Annotated in this window: 14 protein-coding genes and 1 pseudogene; 13 read left to right on the forward strand and 2 right to left on the reverse strand. The window is 48.5% G+C overall.

The genetic code is table 11. The features are described 5' to 3' along the window. The first annotated feature begins 206 nt into the window (after positions 1-206). The 3 genes from ESP131_RS08205 to ESP131_RS08215 all read left to right on the forward strand — a co-directional run bounded on the left by ESP131_RS08205 (position 207) and on the right by ESP131_RS08215 (position 3,597). Positions 207-1,787, forward strand: a complete 1,581-nt coding sequence (locus ESP131_RS08205) for a peptide chain release factor 3 (RefSeq protein ID WP_029341267.1) — start codon at positions 207-209, stop codon at positions 1,785-1,787. A gap of 125 nt (positions 1,788-1,912) precedes the next feature. After that, positions 1,913-2,386, forward strand: a complete 474-nt coding sequence (locus tag ESP131_RS08210) for a YflT domain-containing protein (RefSeq protein ID WP_069940401.1) — start codon at positions 1,913-1,915, stop codon at positions 2,384-2,386. A gap of 122 nt (positions 2,387-2,508) precedes the next feature. Then, the gene (locus tag ESP131_RS08215; RefSeq protein ID WP_069940402.1) at positions 2,509-3,597 is read left to right on the forward strand and encodes an MBL fold metallo-hydrolase; all 1,089 of its coding nucleotides are present in this window, start codon (positions 2,509-2,511) and stop codon (positions 3,595-3,597) included. Positions 3,598-3,761: 164 nt separating this feature from the next. On the opposite strand, the gene ESP131_RS08220 is transcribed toward ESP131_RS08215, so the two are convergent. Then, positions 3,762-5,000, reverse strand: coding sequence for a purine/pyrimidine permease (locus ESP131_RS08220; RefSeq protein WP_069940403.1), 1,239 nt, complete (start codon positions 4,998-5,000; stop codon positions 3,762-3,764). Positions 5,001-5,107: 107 nt separating this feature from the next. Here ESP131_RS08220 and ESP131_RS08225 point away from each other — a divergent pair, with 107 nt between their 5' ends. The 3 genes and pseudogenes from ESP131_RS08225 to ESP131_RS08235 all read left to right on the forward strand — a co-directional run bounded on the left by ESP131_RS08225 (position 5,108) and on the right by ESP131_RS08235 (position 7,615). Next, on the forward strand, positions 5,108-5,929 hold the full coding sequence (locus tag ESP131_RS08225; protein ID WP_047391216.1) for a LysR family transcriptional regulator: 822 nt from the start codon (positions 5,108-5,110) through the stop codon (positions 5,927-5,929). 40 nt (positions 5,930-5,969) lie between these two features. Continuing rightward, positions 5,970-7,002: pseudogene (locus ESP131_RS08230) on the forward strand (RtcB family protein). A 52-nt stretch (positions 7,003-7,054) separates the two neighbouring features. Further along, the gene (locus ESP131_RS08235) at positions 7,055-7,615 is read left to right on the forward strand and encodes a hypothetical protein (protein ID WP_197499312.1); all 561 of its coding nucleotides are present in this window, start codon (positions 7,055-7,057) and stop codon (positions 7,613-7,615) included. A gap of 33 nt (positions 7,616-7,648) precedes the next feature. Here the strand turns inward: ESP131_RS08235 and ESP131_RS08240 are convergent, their stop codons facing one another. Then, a complete protein-coding gene (locus tag ESP131_RS08240) occupies positions 7,649-8,143 on the reverse strand; it encodes a hypothetical protein (protein ID WP_029341274.1) in 495 nt (164 codons plus the stop codon). Positions 8,144-8,400: 257 nt separating this feature from the next. Between ESP131_RS08240 and acnA the strand changes: the two genes are divergently transcribed. The 7 genes from acnA (at position 8,401) to plsY (ending at position 17,215) form a co-directional block, all read left to right on the forward strand. Continuing rightward, the gene (gene acnA, locus ESP131_RS08245) at positions 8,401-11,127 is read left to right on the forward strand and encodes an aconitate hydratase AcnA (protein ID WP_029341275.1); all 2,727 of its coding nucleotides are present in this window, start codon (positions 8,401-8,403) and stop codon (positions 11,125-11,127) included. Between the two features lie 57 nt (positions 11,128-11,184). Further along, positions 11,185-11,649 (forward strand): DUF3939 domain-containing protein, encoded by a 465-nt coding sequence (locus ESP131_RS08250; RefSeq protein WP_029341276.1) that lies wholly within the window; start codon positions 11,185-11,187, stop codon positions 11,647-11,649. 189 nt (positions 11,650-11,838) lie between these two features. Then, the gene (locus tag ESP131_RS08255; RefSeq protein WP_029341277.1) at positions 11,839-12,546 is read left to right on the forward strand and encodes a hypothetical protein; all 708 of its coding nucleotides are present in this window, start codon (positions 11,839-11,841) and stop codon (positions 12,544-12,546) included. A gap of 76 nt (positions 12,547-12,622) precedes the next feature. Beyond that, positions 12,623-14,866 (forward strand): AAA family ATPase, encoded by a 2,244-nt coding sequence (locus ESP131_RS08260; protein ID WP_047391232.1) that lies wholly within the window; start codon positions 12,623-12,625, stop codon positions 14,864-14,866. Positions 14,867-14,878: 12 nt separating this feature from the next. Beyond that, complete coding sequence (locus ESP131_RS08265) at positions 14,879-15,316, forward strand: acyl-CoA thioesterase (RefSeq protein WP_023467801.1); 438 nt, start codon at positions 14,879-14,881, stop codon at positions 15,314-15,316. A gap of 238 nt (positions 15,317-15,554) precedes the next feature. Next, the gene (locus ESP131_RS08270) at positions 15,555-16,583 is read left to right on the forward strand and encodes a M15 family metallopeptidase (RefSeq protein WP_029341280.1); all 1,029 of its coding nucleotides are present in this window, start codon (positions 15,555-15,557) and stop codon (positions 16,581-16,583) included. 17 nt (positions 16,584-16,600) lie between these two features. Next, complete coding sequence (plsY, locus tag ESP131_RS08275; protein WP_029341281.1) at positions 16,601-17,215, forward strand: glycerol-3-phosphate 1-O-acyltransferase PlsY; 615 nt, start codon at positions 16,601-16,603, stop codon at positions 17,213-17,215. Positions 17,216-17,343: the final 128 nt, after the last annotated feature.

A 17,343-nucleotide genomic window follows, 5' to 3' on the forward strand; every position in this document is an offset into this window, starting at 1 on the left:
ATAGAATACCATTGTACGTCTCCTCCTTCTGTAATAGTGAACTTCCTAGTCATCGTAAAGAAGAAGTAGAGGAATTGTCAACTTTAAATCTGAAAATTAAGTCAATGAAGTGAAATGGACGAGACCTTGAAAATTCGGTATGATAGACTAGTTGCGAAAAAGATTGATCGGACTTTTGAATATATCGGTGAAAGGAACTACCATACATGACAAACATTCTACAAACGGAAGTCGAAAAGCGTCGGATTTTCGGCATCATTTCCCACCCGGATGCGGGTAAGACGACATTAACTGAAAAATTCCTCCTACACGGAGGGGCAATCCGTGAAGCAGGTTCTGTCAAGGCACGGAAAAACTCGAAATTCGCGAAATCGGACTGGATGGAAATCGAAAAACAACGAGGCATCTCTGTTACGTCTTCGGTCATGCAATTCGAATACGATAAAAAAATCGTTTCCATCATGGATACACCAGGTCACTCGGACTTCGGTGAAGATACGTATCGAATCCTGACAGCTGTTGACTCAGCAATCATGGTCATCGATGCAGCGAAAGGGATCGAGTCGCAAACGAAGAAACTCTTCCAAGTTTGTCGGATGCGCGGGATTCCAATCTTTACGTTCATCAACAAGATGGACCGTCAAGCACGTGATCCACTCGAATTGATGGAAGAACTTGAAGAAGTACTCGGCATTCCGTCTGTTGCTGTGACGTGGCCAGCTGGTTCAGGGCAACAGTTCGAAGGGGTCTATGATCGCGTCAAAGGACAATTCCATTGTTTCAAGAACGATCGTAAGTCGATCGAACTCGGTGAGGAAGGTCTCGCGAACGAAGAACTCGCGACGACGATCAACTCGGAAATGTACGAGACGTTGATGGATGAAGTTGACTTACTCGACGGCGCAGGTAACGAATACAATGAAGAATTGATTGCAAAAGGCGAATTGACTCCGGTCTTCTTCGGATCAGCACTCGTTGATTTCGGTGTCACACCGCTCCTCGAGCATTACTTGAACCTGTCTCCTTCACCGACACCACGTGAGTCGAACAAAGGGAAGGTCGAACCGGCGCAAGACTTCTTCAGTGGTTTCGTCTTCAAGATTCAAGCAAACATGAACCCGAACCACCGTGACCGGATCGCGTTCGTCCGTATTTGTACGGGTAAGTTTGATCGTGGAATGGACGTCGTCCTGACACGGACAGGGAAAAAGATGAAGTTGTCGCAATCGACACAATTCATGGCAGATGAGCGTGAAACGGTTAACGAAGCGTTCGCGGGAGACGTCATCGGGCTATACGATTCAGGCAACTATCAAATCGGCGATACGATCACGAATGGTGATCCATCACTCCAATATGAAGCACTCCCAACGTTCGCACCGGAACTCTTCTTGAAGGTCTATACGAAAAACGCCTTGAAGTCGAAACAGTTCCAAAAAGGTGTCGAGCAGCTCGCGCAAGAAGGAGCGATCCAAGTCTACAAGACGGAATACAACGAAATCATTCTTGGAGCGATCGGACAACTCCAATTCGAAGTCTTCGAGCACCGGCTCAAAGGTGAGTATGGCGTTGACATCTTGAAGGATGCTGCGAACTTCCAAGTCGCGAAGTGGATCAAGCCGGCAGAAGTCGCTGCTGTCAAACAATTGACGGATTCACGGACGGTACTCGTCTACGACCGCTGGGAAAATGCTGTATTGCTGTTTGCGAACGATTTCGTTTACGAGCGATTCGTTCAGAAAAACGAAGGGACGATCACATTGGTCGATTCACCGCAACAACTCTAATGTTTTTACGGACTACTTTTCGAAGTGGTCCGTTTTTTCGTTCCTGAAATCTCGTTTGATGACAATCGAACAAGGGTAAAAATAGAGCGTGTTTGAATTCATATGAAAAAGGACGGTGTCATGTGATGGCGAAACGGTTTGTTGGGATCTATCAGGATCAATCGAGTCTGGAACGAAAAATCGAGGAATTGAAACAACAAGGACATCACGATTCAGATTTTTCTGTCGTGGGTCGGGATGACGCGGCAGACGAAGCATCAGGTGCGAGTTGGATTGATCAAGTTAAATCAACGTTTTCTAAAGAACCACCGCTCCGCGAGACGTTAAAACGTGTCGGACATTCAGATGATGAGGCAGAACGGCATTACGCGGAAGTCGAGCGCGGCGGTCTTGCATTGTTCGTCAAGGATCGAGATCACGACCATGCTCATGACCACGATCACCATCATGACCATGAGCACCATCATCACCATGACCACGACCATCGGCACGATGATAACAAGGTCGAAAATCCGGGGAACAATGCCTACGAGAGCAATCACCGTAAAGACGGTGAGAAGAGCGACCGGGCGAAATGGAAAGCAGACGATCTCGACTAATACCCAGAAGTGAAGGCGCCGATAACGGTGATCTTCACTTTTTTTCTCGCGTCCGGAGTCGCAAAGCGAGATGTCTGAGGAATCGAGGTGCTATACTGAGAGCATCGAAGAGGTGATAAGACATGAAAAAAATAGTGACAGCTTTAGCAGGAATTGGTCTTGCGAGCGCTTGGTTCATCAACCGATACCCGGTGTTCGGGAAACGACCAAGTCGTTCAGAACGGCGAAGTTTCGAACGATCAGACCGTTTTGTCGACGGGAAGTTCAAAAATGAGATGGATTTTCAGTTGAAGATGGAATGGGACTCGATGAAAAGCATTTTAAAGGATTACGGACGAAACATTCCAAATCTGCGTCCTGTCAAAGCGTTACCGACGCTTCCGTATCAGCGACGTCAAGACGATAGTGAAGCACCACGCGTCACATGGTTCGGACATTCGGCATTTTTAATCGAACTCGATGGACAAACGATTTTCTTTGATCCGATGCTCGGGCGCGCACCATCACCGTTCCCAAAACTGGGTGGAGGACGTTTTCAAACGACGCAGACGGTTGATCTCGAACGTTTACCGTTGATTGATGTCGTCGTCTATTCGCATGATCATTATGATCATCTCGATTATCCATCCGTCCTCGCCTTGAAAAATCGAGTCGGTCGCTTCATCGTGCCGCTCGGTGTCGGGAGTCGTCTCCGTGGATGGGGCGTCTCAGCTGAGCGAATCACGGAACTCGACTGGCATGAATCGACACAAGTCGGTGGCATCAAACTGACAGCGGCTCCGTCGCGCCATTATTCAGGGCGAAATGGTCTTGATCAATTTTCAACGCTATGGGCGTCATGGGTCATCGAAGGCTCGCAAAAGGTCTTCTTTAGTGGCGATAGTGGTTATGGTCCACACTTCAAAGCAATCGGTGAACAATATGGTCCGTTTGATTTAACGATGATGGAATGTGGGCAGTATGATGTCCGGTGGTCGAATTCGCACATGTTACCGGAACAAACCGTTCAAGCACATCGTGATGTCAAAGGTCGCGTCTTGATGCCGATACACTGGTCTGCCTTCATCCTTGCGTTTCATGCCTGGTTCGAACCGGTCGAACGGTTGCTCAAGGAAGCGAAACGTGACGAGATTTCGGTTCTGACACCGATGATCGGGGAAAGTGTGACACCCGAGAGCACGACACGAAAATGGTGGCGGGAAGTGCGTTGAGTAAAATAGCTTTTTGATTTTAATTGAATGAAATGATAAAAAAGTAGCCTTTTCGAATCACATCGAAAAGGCTACTTTTTTAGGTGAATAAACGGACGAGATGTTCATCCTCGACCCTTACAGAAAAGCGAGAACGATGACATCGTCCGATCGTAGAATACAATTTAGCTCGCCAATCGATCTGCTTGTTTCGCACGGCGAGAACGTACTTTTTCGACGATCTCGAAACCGAGCACAAGCATCGTTCCGACGAGCAACCCGTTACTAAGGAATGGGCGAAGCGTCAAAGGTAGAACTTCAGCGATGACCGTCGATTGCAACAAGATACTGATGCCGATGACGGCACTGATCGCAAACGCATGGCGGCGACGGCTGTTCTCCATGTTACTTTCCGCTGACTGCCAGGCAATCAGGAACATGTGTGGCAATGTCGCAAGCAACGCGGCACTCGCGACGCTACGCGGTAATGTCGCGATGATCCCGATCAAGCTTGGGAAGAACCCGATCAACGCAATGACGAGTGAAGCGATCAAGAACGGGCGACGTTTCCGGCTACCGGTTTGTGCGATGAATCCACTCGTGATGGGTAATGGCACCGGTACGAGCGTCGAGAAAGTAGCAGCGAGTAAATGAATAACACCTTCGATTGATAACCCTTGGTGCAGACGTCCTTGTTTTTGAAGCGTCGCTTCGACGGCACTTAAAGCAGCGATCAAATTGACGACGAGCAAGATCGCGAACGGAATCGCGACAAGGAATGCACTACCGTCAAACTGTGGCCATCCAAACGGTAACGCTTGCGGTGGTGCAAACAAATTAGACGACGTAGGAAGTGACGGACGGCTGACGAGCCAACCAACGATGATCCCGATCATCAAGGCAAACGGGCGTAAGCGACTTGGTCCGAATTGGCTGAGTCCGAGCACGAGCAAAAACGTGATGATCCCGGCGAGACGTGTTGCTTCAACAGCGAGGACGGCACCAAGCATGACACCTGTCAATTGAATACACAATAAGAGCAAAAATGTTCCGCTGACGAGCGGTGTGAAGACGGGTAATAAGTATTTCGTCCATCCTGTCAAACCGAGAATGATGAGGACGACGCCGGCAATGACGACGGCTGCCATCGCAATCGTAAAGGCCGTTTTTGAATCGACTGGTAATGCGGCGATGACGACGAAGATGCTGACCCATGATCCGGCAGGTCCCGATACGATCGGAAGCCGGTGGCCGAAGGCTCCGTGTAGGAAACAGGCTATCCCGCCTACAAAGAACGACCGTTGGACAAGGGCGGCTGTTTCGACTGAGGAGAGGTCGAACAGACTGGCGACGACGATTGGTAAGGCAATCGTGTTCGCGAGTAAAAAGACGATCCACTGGAAGGTAGAAGTCGTTTGTTTCATGAAAAAGCTCCTTTCTTTAACTTCAGATATTCCTGCATCATAGCATATGATTGATGTTATGATTCATATATCTTTATACATGAAAACATATGAAAGAGATGATGAATGTGGATTTACGTCAGTATCGTTATTTTTGTGCGGTCGTCGAGGAACAATCCGTTACGCGGGCGGCAGAGCGCTTACGGATGGCACAACCTGCCTTAACCCAGCAAATCCGGCGGATGGAAGAAGAACTCGGAGTTCGTCTGATCGAGCGGGCAGGACGTGGGATCAGGATTACCCCAAGCGGCAACCGCTTATATGAACGAGCGGTTTCGTTGTTGCAGTTCGAGCAGGAGACGCGAATGGAAGTGAGCGACATCGAAGCCGGTCGAACGGGGATCTTGCGGATTGGTGTCAACACGTTATCTGCCAGTCGGCTCGTCGAATGGATCGAACAGATGAAACGACGACATCCTGGCATTATCTTACAAGTCCACCAAGGAGAATCGAGTGCGCTCATCGAACGGTTGAAAGAGCGGTCGCTTGACGCAGCGTTCGTCCGTCTGCCGATTGATGCGCAAGGGATCTCGATTGAATGGATGGAGGAAGAACCGTTTCATCAAGTCTGGCACCCCGATCACCCGACTGCGGATCTCATCATTCCGAGTCAAGAAGGACTGGGTGTCTTTCAGACGTTAAGTCAACGACTCGGTGTCGTATCGCAAGAAACATGTTCTGATGTCTTGACGCTAATCGGACTCGTCCGTAGTGGACAGGCGGTGACTGTTTTGCCGGAAAGTACGTTGCGGGAACTGGATATGACAGGACTGCACCAGACATACCTACCAGGTGCCGCGAGTACGACAGCCTTCGTCTGGTTGACGGAGGCCGGACCGACGACACTGACAAAACAATTCATTGAAATCATACAAGAAACAGCAGAATAACCAAATGGATAGGATAGATAGGATGGAAAGGAACGATCGTATGAAAACAATTCAAGGCACGTATGGGGAAGCAAAGATTTTCACGGATAACGTCGACGACCTGACGATTAAGCAAGTCACAGCCATGCTAGAGGAACAATTTGCGACAGGTAGTCGCGTTCGAATCATGCCGGATTGCCATGCTGGAAAAGGATCTGTCATCGGAACGACGATGCATGTGACGGACGAGGTCGTACCGAATCTCGTCGGAGTCGATATTGGTTGTGGGATGTTGTGTACACGACTCGCTGAAAAGGGACCAATCGACTTTGCAGAGCTTGACGCAACGATCCAGCGTCTCGTTCCAAGTGGCATGTCGGTACGTCAAAAAGCCCATCCATTATCAGAACAGGTACCATTTGATCAAGTGCTTGCACCGTTCAACGAGACACGGGCACGATTATCGATCGGTACGCTCGGTGGAGGAAATCACTTCATCGAACTGAACCAGGACGCAGCAGACGAGCTTTATCTTGTGATTCATTCCGGAAGCCGAAATCTTGGGAAAACGATCGCTGAACATTATCAGGCAGAAGCGGAAACGGCACGCTTCCAATTTGATGCGGATCAAGTCATCGGGGAATTAAAGCAAGCGGGGCGTGAGTCGGAGATTCAAGCGACTTTACAGCAATTGAAAGCAACACGCTCTATGTTTAACAAAGACTTAGCATCTGTTTCCGGAGAAGCGATGGAGCGCTACCTGCATGTCTGCGAAAGCGGGTGAGCAGGCAATCATTCCGATGAACATGCGTGACGGCTCTTTGATCGTCGTCGGAAAAGGAAATCCCGATTGGAACTATTCCGCACCACATGGAGCAGGACGTATCATGTCACGATCAAAAGCATTCAAAACAGTTGAACTGGATGCATTTGAAAAGACGATGACCGATGTCTGGTCAAGTTCTGTCGTCGCATCGACGCGTGACGAATCACCGTTCGTCTACAAACCGATGGACGAAATCATCCGAAACACAAAAGAAACAGTCGATGTCGTTGAGATCATTAAACCGCTGTACAACTTTAAGGCAAAATGATGTGTAAGATACTTTCAATATGGGAGGATACAGTATGAACTATAAGGGGACTATGTTAATTCTGTTTTCAAGTGTGTTTTTAATTGCTGGATGCACGGATGAGGCGGTCACGACGGAACAGAAAAAAGTAGTCAAAACCACTACTCATACGGATCAGAAGACGAATCAGACGAAACATCCCATCTTAAATCCTGTTCAGTATGAAAAGCTGTTCAAGCATATGGATGAACACTTGAAGATGGATCAGTTTCAGTTGAAGAGAAGCACGATAGGTGCAGACTTTACAGCTGTGGATCAATCCTTGAGTTTTGGGAAGAGACGTTGGTTAACGGTTGACGGAACGATTGACACGTCCTCGACACAGGAGGCACTTTATTTTGAAAACAAGAAGCAAGATACGCAATTAGCGATCCATTTTGCGTATACGGATCGATACATAGGCAATGATCTGATTCAATATCAATCAAACGGTGATTACGGTGAGCTCCTCATCATCAGCTACAAAAATATCCTCATATCCGTGCAACACAATTCTTTACAGAAAGTCGATTCAGACACGACGCAGGAAGCAGCAAAACAGGTGATCCACGAATTAAAAAACGTTCCCGTTTAAAACGAGAACGTAAAGGAGACAACTCTGATTTGATTAGACCGTACCATCCGGCAATGTCTCACCTGTCCGGCGAATTGTCGCTCCGAGTTCAGCAGCGATCGCATTGACGGCTTCTGAATCTTCGTTGACCTCACTGATCAAGATGACACCGTAATGGTCGGGATCGATTTGATTCAGCGTCCGGTTGAATAAATCAAACGACTCCCGTTCATTCTTCTCATCCCGGTTCGCTCCGATCAAGTAACCAGCAACGGAACCGACGAGCATACCGAACGGACCACCGACGACACCAATCGCCATGCCAATCAATGAACCTTTGAAGGATTGGTCCTGTTGTGTGAAGTCGATCGCATCGATGAAAGAGAAGCCCTCTGCTTCGTCACGTTTTGCGAGAACCATCTGATCCATCTCGATTTCCTTGATTGCTTCGAGATCCTTAATCATCGCAAAGCCTGTTTTTGCTTTTTCTACATCACTAAAAATGATTGTCGTAATGACGTGCGTTGCATCGCTTTTATATTTCGCCATAATAAACGCCTCCACAAGAATCGGTTATCGTACTACACTTTTTAAGTACCCTGAACATTCTAAATGGAAACGCGAGACTGGAAATATGAAAAAAACAGGACAACAGAATAATTTTTTAATATCGGCAATAAGTAAAACTTATCGAAAGTCTTTTGTTCTTTCAAATTGTAACGGAATCCATATTATACTATGATAGAACTGTACAAGTAAGCGGTATCAGGGGCTTGATGTCGTGAACACTTAAAGGGGGAATCACCATGAAGCAAACAGATGTGTCGCAAGATATCTTTGGCGCACGCCGTTCGTTTGAAGCAAACGGTAAGAATTATCAGTACTATAGTCTTGAAAAATTGGAAGAACTCGGATTGACAGAAGTCAAACGTCTTCCATACTCGATTCGTGTCCTACTCGAGTCAGTGCTTCGTCAACAAGATGGTCGTTCGATCACACGTGAACACGTCGAGAACTTGGCGAAATGGGGAACAGCTCAAGTTTCGAACGATGTCGATGTTCCGTTCAAACCGTCACGCGTCATCCTTCAGGATTTCACAGGTGTTCCAACGGTCGTTGACCTCGCGTCACTTCGTAAAGCGATGCAAGATCTCGGTGGAGACCCATCGGTCATCAACCCAGAAGTACCAGTCGACCTCGTCGTTGACCACTCGGTTCAAGTCGATGCTTACGGTTTTGCTGGAGCACTTGCAGAAAATATGGATCTCGAATTCGAACGTAACGAAGAGCGTTACAAATTACTTCGCTGGGCGACATCGGCATTCGATAACTACCGTGCCGTACCACCAGCAACAGGGATCGTCCACCAAGTTAACCTCGAGTACTTGGCATCTGTCGTCCTTGAAAAGGAAACAGCAGACGGTACAGTTGATGTGTATCCGGATACACTCGTCGGAACAGACTCACATACGACGATGATCAACGGTCTCGGCGTCCTCGGTTGGGGAGTCGGTGGGATCGAAGCGGAAGCGGGCATGCTCGGACAGCCGTCATTCTTCCCAGTACCTGAAGTCATCGGCGTACGCATCACAGGTGAGATGCACCCAGGAACGACAGCAACAGACGTTGCCCTTCGTGTAACGGAAATGCTCCGTCAAGAGAACGTCGTCGGTAAATTCGTCGAGTTCTTCGGTCCATCACTCCACTTGATGTCACTTTCTGACCGGGCAACAATCGCGAACATGGCACCAGAATACGGTGCGACATGTGGGTTCTTCCCAGTCGACACAGAAACATTGACGTACCTTCGTCTGACAGGTCGCGATGAAGAATTGATCGAAAAAGTCGAGAACTACTCGAAAGCAAACGGTTTGTTCTACACACCACAAAACGAAGATCCAACATTCACGAAAACAGTCGAACTCGATCTTTCAACAATCGTTCCTGCCCTTGCTGGACCAAAACGTCCACAAGACCGGATCGATTTGACGGATGTTCATACATCATTCAAAAAAGCGTTAACGGCTCCACAAGGAAACGCTGGATTCGGCTTAGCGGAAGAAGAAGCGAACAAAGTCGCTGTCGTTCAGTTCGAAGACGAAGCAGTTGAAATGCGTACGGGTGACGTGGCGATCGCTGCGATCACGAGCTGTACGAACACATCAAACCCATACGTCATGATCGGTGCGGGACTCGTCGCGAAAAAAGCGATCGAACTCGGTCTATCGGTTCCAAAATACGTCAAGACATCACTTGCGCCAGGATCGAAGGTCGTTACGGATTACCTCGAGAAATCAGGACTCCAAACGTACCTTGACGAACTCGGCTTCAACACAGTCGGTTACGGCTGTACGACATGTATCGGTAACTCCGGTCCACTCGACCGCGCTGTCGAAGACGCGATCCTCGGTTCAGACTTACTCGTTTCGTCTGTCCTCTCCGGAAACCGTAACTTCGAAGGTCGTGTCCACCCGCTCGTCAAAGCGAACTACTTGGCTTCACCGCCACTCGTCGTCGCGTATGCACTTGCAGGAACAGTCGACGTCGATATCATGAACGCGTCACTCGGAACAGGCAAAGACGGACAAGAAGTCTTCTTTGCTGACATCTGGCCTTCACGTGATGAGATCCAAACGATCATCAACACGGTCGTCACACCAGAAAGCTTCCGTGCAGAATACGATTCAGTCTTCACAGGAAACGAACGTTGGAACAACCTTGACGTGCCAACAGGCGATCAGTACGACTTCGACGGTGAGTCGACGTACATCCAAAACCCACCGTTCTTCGAGAACTTGGCGAAGGAAGCTGGTCAAGTCGAAGCACTCAACGGACTCCGTGTCTTCGGTAAGTTCGCTGATTCAGTCACAACGGACCACATCTCACCAGCGGGTTCATTCTCGAAAACGACACCAGCCGGTCAATACCTCGTCAACAAAGGGGTTGCACCGAAAGACTTCAACTCATACGGTTCACGTCGTGGTAACCACGAAATCATGATGCGCGGAACGTTCGCGAACATCCGGATCCGTAACCAAGTCGCACCAGGTACAGAAGGTGGCTTCACGACGTACTGGCCAACAGGCGAAACAATGGCGATGTACGATGCTGCGATGAAGTACAAAGAAGATGGTACAGGTCTCGTCATCCTCGCTGGTAAAGACTACGGTATGGGTTCTTCACGTGACTGGGCAGCCAAAGGAACGAACTTGCTCGGCGTCAAAGCCGTCATCGCGGAGAGCTTCGAGCGGATTCACCGTTCAAACCTCGTCATGATGGGTGTTCTTCCACTTCAATACGTGGCAGGCACAACAGCTGAAACACTTGGTTTAACAGGTGAAGAAGCAATCAGCATCGCAATCGATGAGTCTGTTCGTCCACGTGACATCGTCAAAGTCACAGCAACAGCGGCAGATGGAAAAGTCACTGAATTCGAAGCGATTGCTCGTTTCGATTCAGAAGTCGACATCGATTACTACCGTCACGGCGGGATCCTTCCAATGGTCCTTCGTGAGCGTCTCCAACAAGCATAAGTTGTCTAATCAAAGGTGGGGGAAACCCCACCTTTTTTTGACGAGAGGAGGAAAAAGGTGAACCGATTCAAGAAGTGGTTTCAACCGAAGGAAGACCAGCCGTTGCCGATGCGTGACGTGACGCTTGATGAAGTCAAACAAGCGACGCATGCCTTTGAATCCGAACTACCGAAAGGGACGAATCGGACGGTACTTCTGGATGATGAGCAGCGAGTCGATTTAAAACAGCTGGAGCCGTATTTGAAAGCACGTTCGACACAAGTGTTTTACATGTCGCGTGAGACATTCACCATCATGGAGGCAAAAGATCGGGAACTCGTCTATGAGATGGATCATGTCCAAGTCGCCGTCGATCGCTATTTTGACCGGGTGAAGAAACTCCCGTTGAAACCATATAGCAAGACGTTCCAAGTCGACTGCGCGATGTTGTTTCAGGATGGCTATTTGCGCGAAATGCCGCATCATAGCTATTATTTGGTCGATGAGTCGATGATCGTCTCGCTGACGCCGAAGGAAGCATAAACGTAATCAAGGGTGGACCGAATTCATTCGGTTCGCCTTTTTTGTTGTCCTGACCGTTTTCTGATTTGTTCAAAAGTCTGACGAATTTAGTCAGAAATCGTGAAATCTCGGACAAACCCTTTGTATTCTCCTTATAAAACCGATACGATGATAAGGAATAGAGACTTGAGCTAGGAAGGTGTACATGGCATGACGAAACGAACGAGCACGTGGATTGCAGTAGCAATCGTGGCAATGGCTATCCTCCTTGCCTACAATTTTTATCTCTTGAACAAGACGCAGACTGCAAGCGATGAAAAAGCCGCGACGGTCAAACCGTTTTATACGATGACACGCATTCAATATGTTGAGAAGAAACTCGCGACGAAAAAAGATGAACTTGAATCACGCACGTATGAAGTCGTCTTTAATGACAAAGGTCATTTCCGGACAGAAGTCGTAGACGGTCCGTCAAAAGGATCGCTTGCGATCTGGAACGGGACGATGTTCCGTGAGTATGATGCGACAGGGAAGTTAGTCAATGAGACGAAAGCTGGCAAAAGTGTCAGTGCGCCGCGCCCATTCCTCTCACGTGGCTTCAACGAACAGATCCTCGCTTTCATTAACAAAGGTGACTTTGGACAAGTCGAGGGAGAAGCGGACATCGCCGGAATGGCAGCGGACGTGTATGTGAAAAAAGAACCGTCAAGCACGGTACCAGAAGAATGGATCAAACAATATCCATCGATCTTCGATAAAGAAAACAACCAAGAACAAGCAACGTATTATGTCGCTTCCGACCGTTCGAAAGTACTCGGTGCGGAGTCACGCAATAACGGTAAATTGTTCTACTCTGTCAAAATGAAGAGTTTTGAAACGATCGATACGTTCGATCCGGATTGGTTAAAAGCAAAATAAACAAGAAACGACCGGCGATGACGCTACGAAACGGTAGCGGACAAAGTCGGTTTTTTCGAGACGCAGGAGGTTCAACATGGAAGCATTCTCGAAAGAGGAGATGTTCAATCAAATCAAAGCGTGGGAAGAGGGCGCGAAGGTCGAGGAGGTGCTCGCCTTACGTTATGCCCAAAGTAGCCGGTTGCTTGGCGAAACGGAAGCACTCGTCCGCATCTTGGCATTACTTGTCGAGCATCGCTATATCATGACGGGACGACTGGATGCCTTAGCTGAGAGCTGGATGCAAGAAATCCGTCAGCATGGCCGCCTGCCAGCCCGTCTTGAGCAGCTGTTGACGGAACAACAATTACAAAGTACGTATCAGCGTCTTGTCGCGCATACGTTTCCGACGATTCGCGAGACGGACAATGCGAACGCCAAACGATCGGCGACGAAGGAACTGATCCTCCAAGCAAGTCAAATCGTCGAGGAGACGGAACAAATCGTCGAACTGACGGAACGACTTCGTCGGTTGGATGCCGGACGCTGGACGGAACTGTTCGAGGCTGGAACGGCATTATTGCGTTCAAGTGCCACGCTTGAACAGACAGCGCAGACATTCGTCGACAGCTTACAAGAGCGTTTCTATTCCCGGGAAGCGTTCCGCGAGATGACGGAACTGAAAGCGACGACGATCCAGGATCTCAAACGTGTCGTCGCTTTGCTCCCCGTCGAAAGCAAACAAGTCGAACGCTCAGCACTCGAGGAACTTGACGCGATGATTGGTCTCGAAGACATCAAACAACGGGTTCATCATATGTATCGCTTCTTGAAGTATCAACAGAAACGATCGGAAGATGGCTACCGTTCAAGCGATCAACCATCCCTACACATGATCTTCATGGGGAACCCCGGAACCGGAAAGACGACGCTTGCCCGTTTGATGGCAAAGATCTATCACGAGCTCGGATTACTCGAACGACCGGAAGTCGTCGAGACGGATCGTTCATCGCTTGTCGGTGCGTTCGTCGGTCAGACGGAAGAACAGGTCATGAGTAAAGTCCGCGAAGCCGTCGGAGGGGTGCTCTTCATCGATGAAGCCTATGCCTTAAAACGTGCCGGACAAAGTGGGAACGATTATGGTCAGGCCGCGATCGATACGCTCGTCGCAGCGATGACGAGTGGGGAATATGCAGGGCGATTTGCGGTCGTGCTTGCTGGTTACCCAGAAGAGATGCGTGACTTTCTGAAGGCGAACCCTGGACTGCGGAGTCGTTTTCCGGAATCGAATCATTATCTACTCGCCGACTATACGGATCAGGAGCTGCTCGCCATCGGACGCTCGATCGCGACCGCGAACGATTATGTCTTGACGGAACAAGCGGAGCGGGCATTACTCGGACGGCTTGAGCGGGAACGCGTCGACGCCAGTTTCGGAAACGGACGCGCTGTTCGCAATATCGTGCTCGATGCCATCTTCAAGAAGGGTGCGAGCCTTGGAGAGAGTGCCAGTCATGAAGACTTTGCCTTACTCGAACAAGAAGATTTTGAGATGGTCCAAGAACCGGATGCAACCGTTGAGGAGCGGATCGCTTCGCTCGTCGGATTGTCTGATCTCAAAGATGAACTCAAACAGATTGAAGCTCTGTTGTCGATGCAAAAACGTCGCCGGGAAGCCGGTTATAAAGTCTTACCGGTCGAACTACATGCGGTCTTTAGCGGCAATAGCGGAACCGGAAAGACAACCGTCGCGCAGCTCTATGCCGATGTCTTACGACAATGCGGTTATTTAAAACGCGGACACTTGAAAGTCGTCAGCCGGGCGGATCTCGTCTCCGGTTACGTCGGACAAACGGCGCAAAAGACGCGAGACGCAATTCGCGATGCGCTGGGTGGTGTCTTATTCATCGATGAAGCGTATGCGTTAAACGGTGGAGCGAACGACTTTGGGAAGGAAGCGATTGATACGCTCGTGGATGAGATGACGAAACACCAAGATAATCTCGTCGTCGTCCTTGCGGGTTACGAGCAACAGATGAACGCCTTGCTCGCGAGTAATCCAGGATTGAAATCACGCTTCAAGCGATCATTCCACTTCCCGGATTATTCGCCAGACGAGTTGATTCAAATCATTGAAGGATACGCGGCACGTTTCGGATACGAGCTGACGGAGGACGCACGGTTGACGCTTACCGAGAAGATTGATGTCGTTCCGAACGGAAACGCACGGGCGGCGATCACGATCGTTGAACAGGCGATTGCGAAACAATCGATGCGATTAATTGACAAAGTTAGCTTGTCCGGTTCAGAATGGTCCTATCTTGAAAAAGAGGATTTTTAAGGGGGAAGCTACATGCACACGATTGAAATACCTGTCCGGTACGCCGAGACGGACATGATGGGCATCGTCTATCATTCGAACTATCTCGTCTATTTGGAATTGGCGCGGACAGAATTAATCCAGTCCTTGGGTCTTGATTACAAGGAGATGGAAGATGCGGGATATGTCTCCCCGGTCACGAATGTCAATCTCGATTACAAACGCTCGTTGACGTACGGTGATACAGCGGTCGTCACAGTCTGGATTGATCATTACGATGGACTACGAACGATTTATGGCTATACAGTCAAACATCCGGACGGGAAACTTGCAGTATCGGCGAAGACGACACACGTCGTCGTCAAGAAGGAAAACTTCCGACCGATTCGCTTGCCGAAGGTGTTCCCGAACTGGCACGAAATTTATGAGAAGATGAGTGAGACGGACGCAGCACTCTTAACGGAAGCGTGAAGCGATACAACAAAAGCGGGATCGATTTTTGAATCGGTTCCGCTTTTTTCTTTTATTTCAGTCTGAACAGTAAAATTTAGCACTTGGTACTAACGACCGATGACAAAGTCAGGATCATTTGCGAAAATAAAGAAGCTGAAGTAAGGTAGGGACTTACTCCATCTGTCGGAAGTAGACTCGACGGATGGAACGATTAGCGGTAACATAGAGAAGCATAAAAAGAAGAGGGGTCTTACTCATGAAAAAAATCGTAACCGTCAGTACGTTAGCGCTTCTCCTTGCAGGATGTAATCCTGGGGATCAACAAGCGGATGATACAACGAAAACGGAACAGAAATCAGATGAGACAAAACAATCAAACGACGAAACGAAAAAAGAAGACACAGCAAAAGACACGAACAAAGAAGAAACAAACAAAACAGACGAAACAACAAAAGACGATACGTCAGAAGAAGCAAAACAAGAAGACAATTCGTCTGATGCAACGCAAGAAAATCAAGAATCTTCAGATGAAACGAAAAAAGAAGAAGAACAAAAAGACGATACACCAGCTTCAGAGAACAAAACAGAGGACAAAAAAGATGAATCGACGGATAAACCGGACAGTTCGTCTCAGGATCCAGAACAAGAGAAACCGTCGAAACCAGAAGATGAGACACCGGACGTTGATAAATCAGCAGATGCCAAAGCAGATCTATCACTTGGTAATCTCGTCGTCGTCAATAAGAAATACAGCTTACCGATCGACTACAAACCATCGGATCTCGTCGTACCAAACGTCAGCTTCTCATACTCAGGTGTACTTGAGCAGAGCTACATGCGGGCGCCAGCTGCGAAACAGATGGAAAAGATGTTTGCCGCTGCTAAAAAAGAAGGCGTGACATTAAACGCTGTCAGTGGATTCCGTTCAGGCGAACGTCAAAAAGTATTGTATAATAATTATGTCGCACGTGATGGCAAGGCAGCTGCTGATCAATATTCAGCACGTCCTGGTCATAGTGAGCACCAGACGGGTCTCACTTTCGATATTTCAGCACCAAGCGTTGGTAACGGGTTAACGGCTGCTCTTGGTGATACGAAAGAAGGGAAATGGATTGCGAATAACGCAGCGAAATATGGTTTCATCGTTCGCTACGATCGTGGCTTCCAATCACGGACAGGCTATACGTATGAGCCATGGCACATTCGTTATGTCGGTGTCGATGTCGCGACACAAATTAAAAATAACGGACAGACTCTTGAGGAATATATGAAAGTCGGTCACTAAGAGGTTGGAGGTTGACTATGATTGAAATCATAGGGATTTTAGTTCTTGGCTATCTGCTTGGTTCGATACCGTTCGCACTTCTTGTCGGGAAGTGGGGACACGGGATGGACATTCGCCAACATGGTAGCGGGAATCTCGGAACGACGAATACGTTCCGTGTCTTGGGAAAAAAGGCGGGAATCATCGTATTGATCGGTGATTTCGGAAAAGGAGCCGTCGCAAGTCTCGTTCCCATCTTGATGGGAGCAGATATACATCCGTTGTTTGCTGGACTAGCAGCTGTCATCGGTCACATCTATCCGATCTTCGCGAAGTTCAAAGGTGGAAAAGCAGTTGCAACGTCAGGTGGAATGTTGCTCGTGACGAGCCCTGTTCTGTTCATCTTCCTGCTCGTTTCCTTTTTGACGACACTTCGTCTGAGCCGGATGGTGTCGCTCAGTTCAATCGTGGCAGCAAGTGTCGGAATCGTTGTTTCCATCACGATTGGTGTCTTGACGAACGACTGGATCGTTCCGACGTTCTTTACGGTTCTTGCCTTGTTCGTCATCTTCAAGCACCGCGAGAACATCCAACGGATTCGCCAAGGTACAGAGTCTAAGATTCCACTCTTTGCAAAGAAACCGTCTGAATGAGTCATTAAGACGCATCTACATCTCGTTCATTGAGATGCGGATGCGTCTTTTGTTTGTGGAAAAAGTCGGATAACGGACGAATTCAACGACATTTCATAGGAACTACACGTTTATTTACATCGGATTTA

Source organism: Exiguobacterium sp. U13-1, assembly GCF_001750115.1.
In the GTDB taxonomy this organism is placed as follows: domain Bacteria; phylum Bacillota; class Bacilli; order Exiguobacteriales; family Exiguobacteriaceae; genus Exiguobacterium_A; species Exiguobacterium_A acetylicum.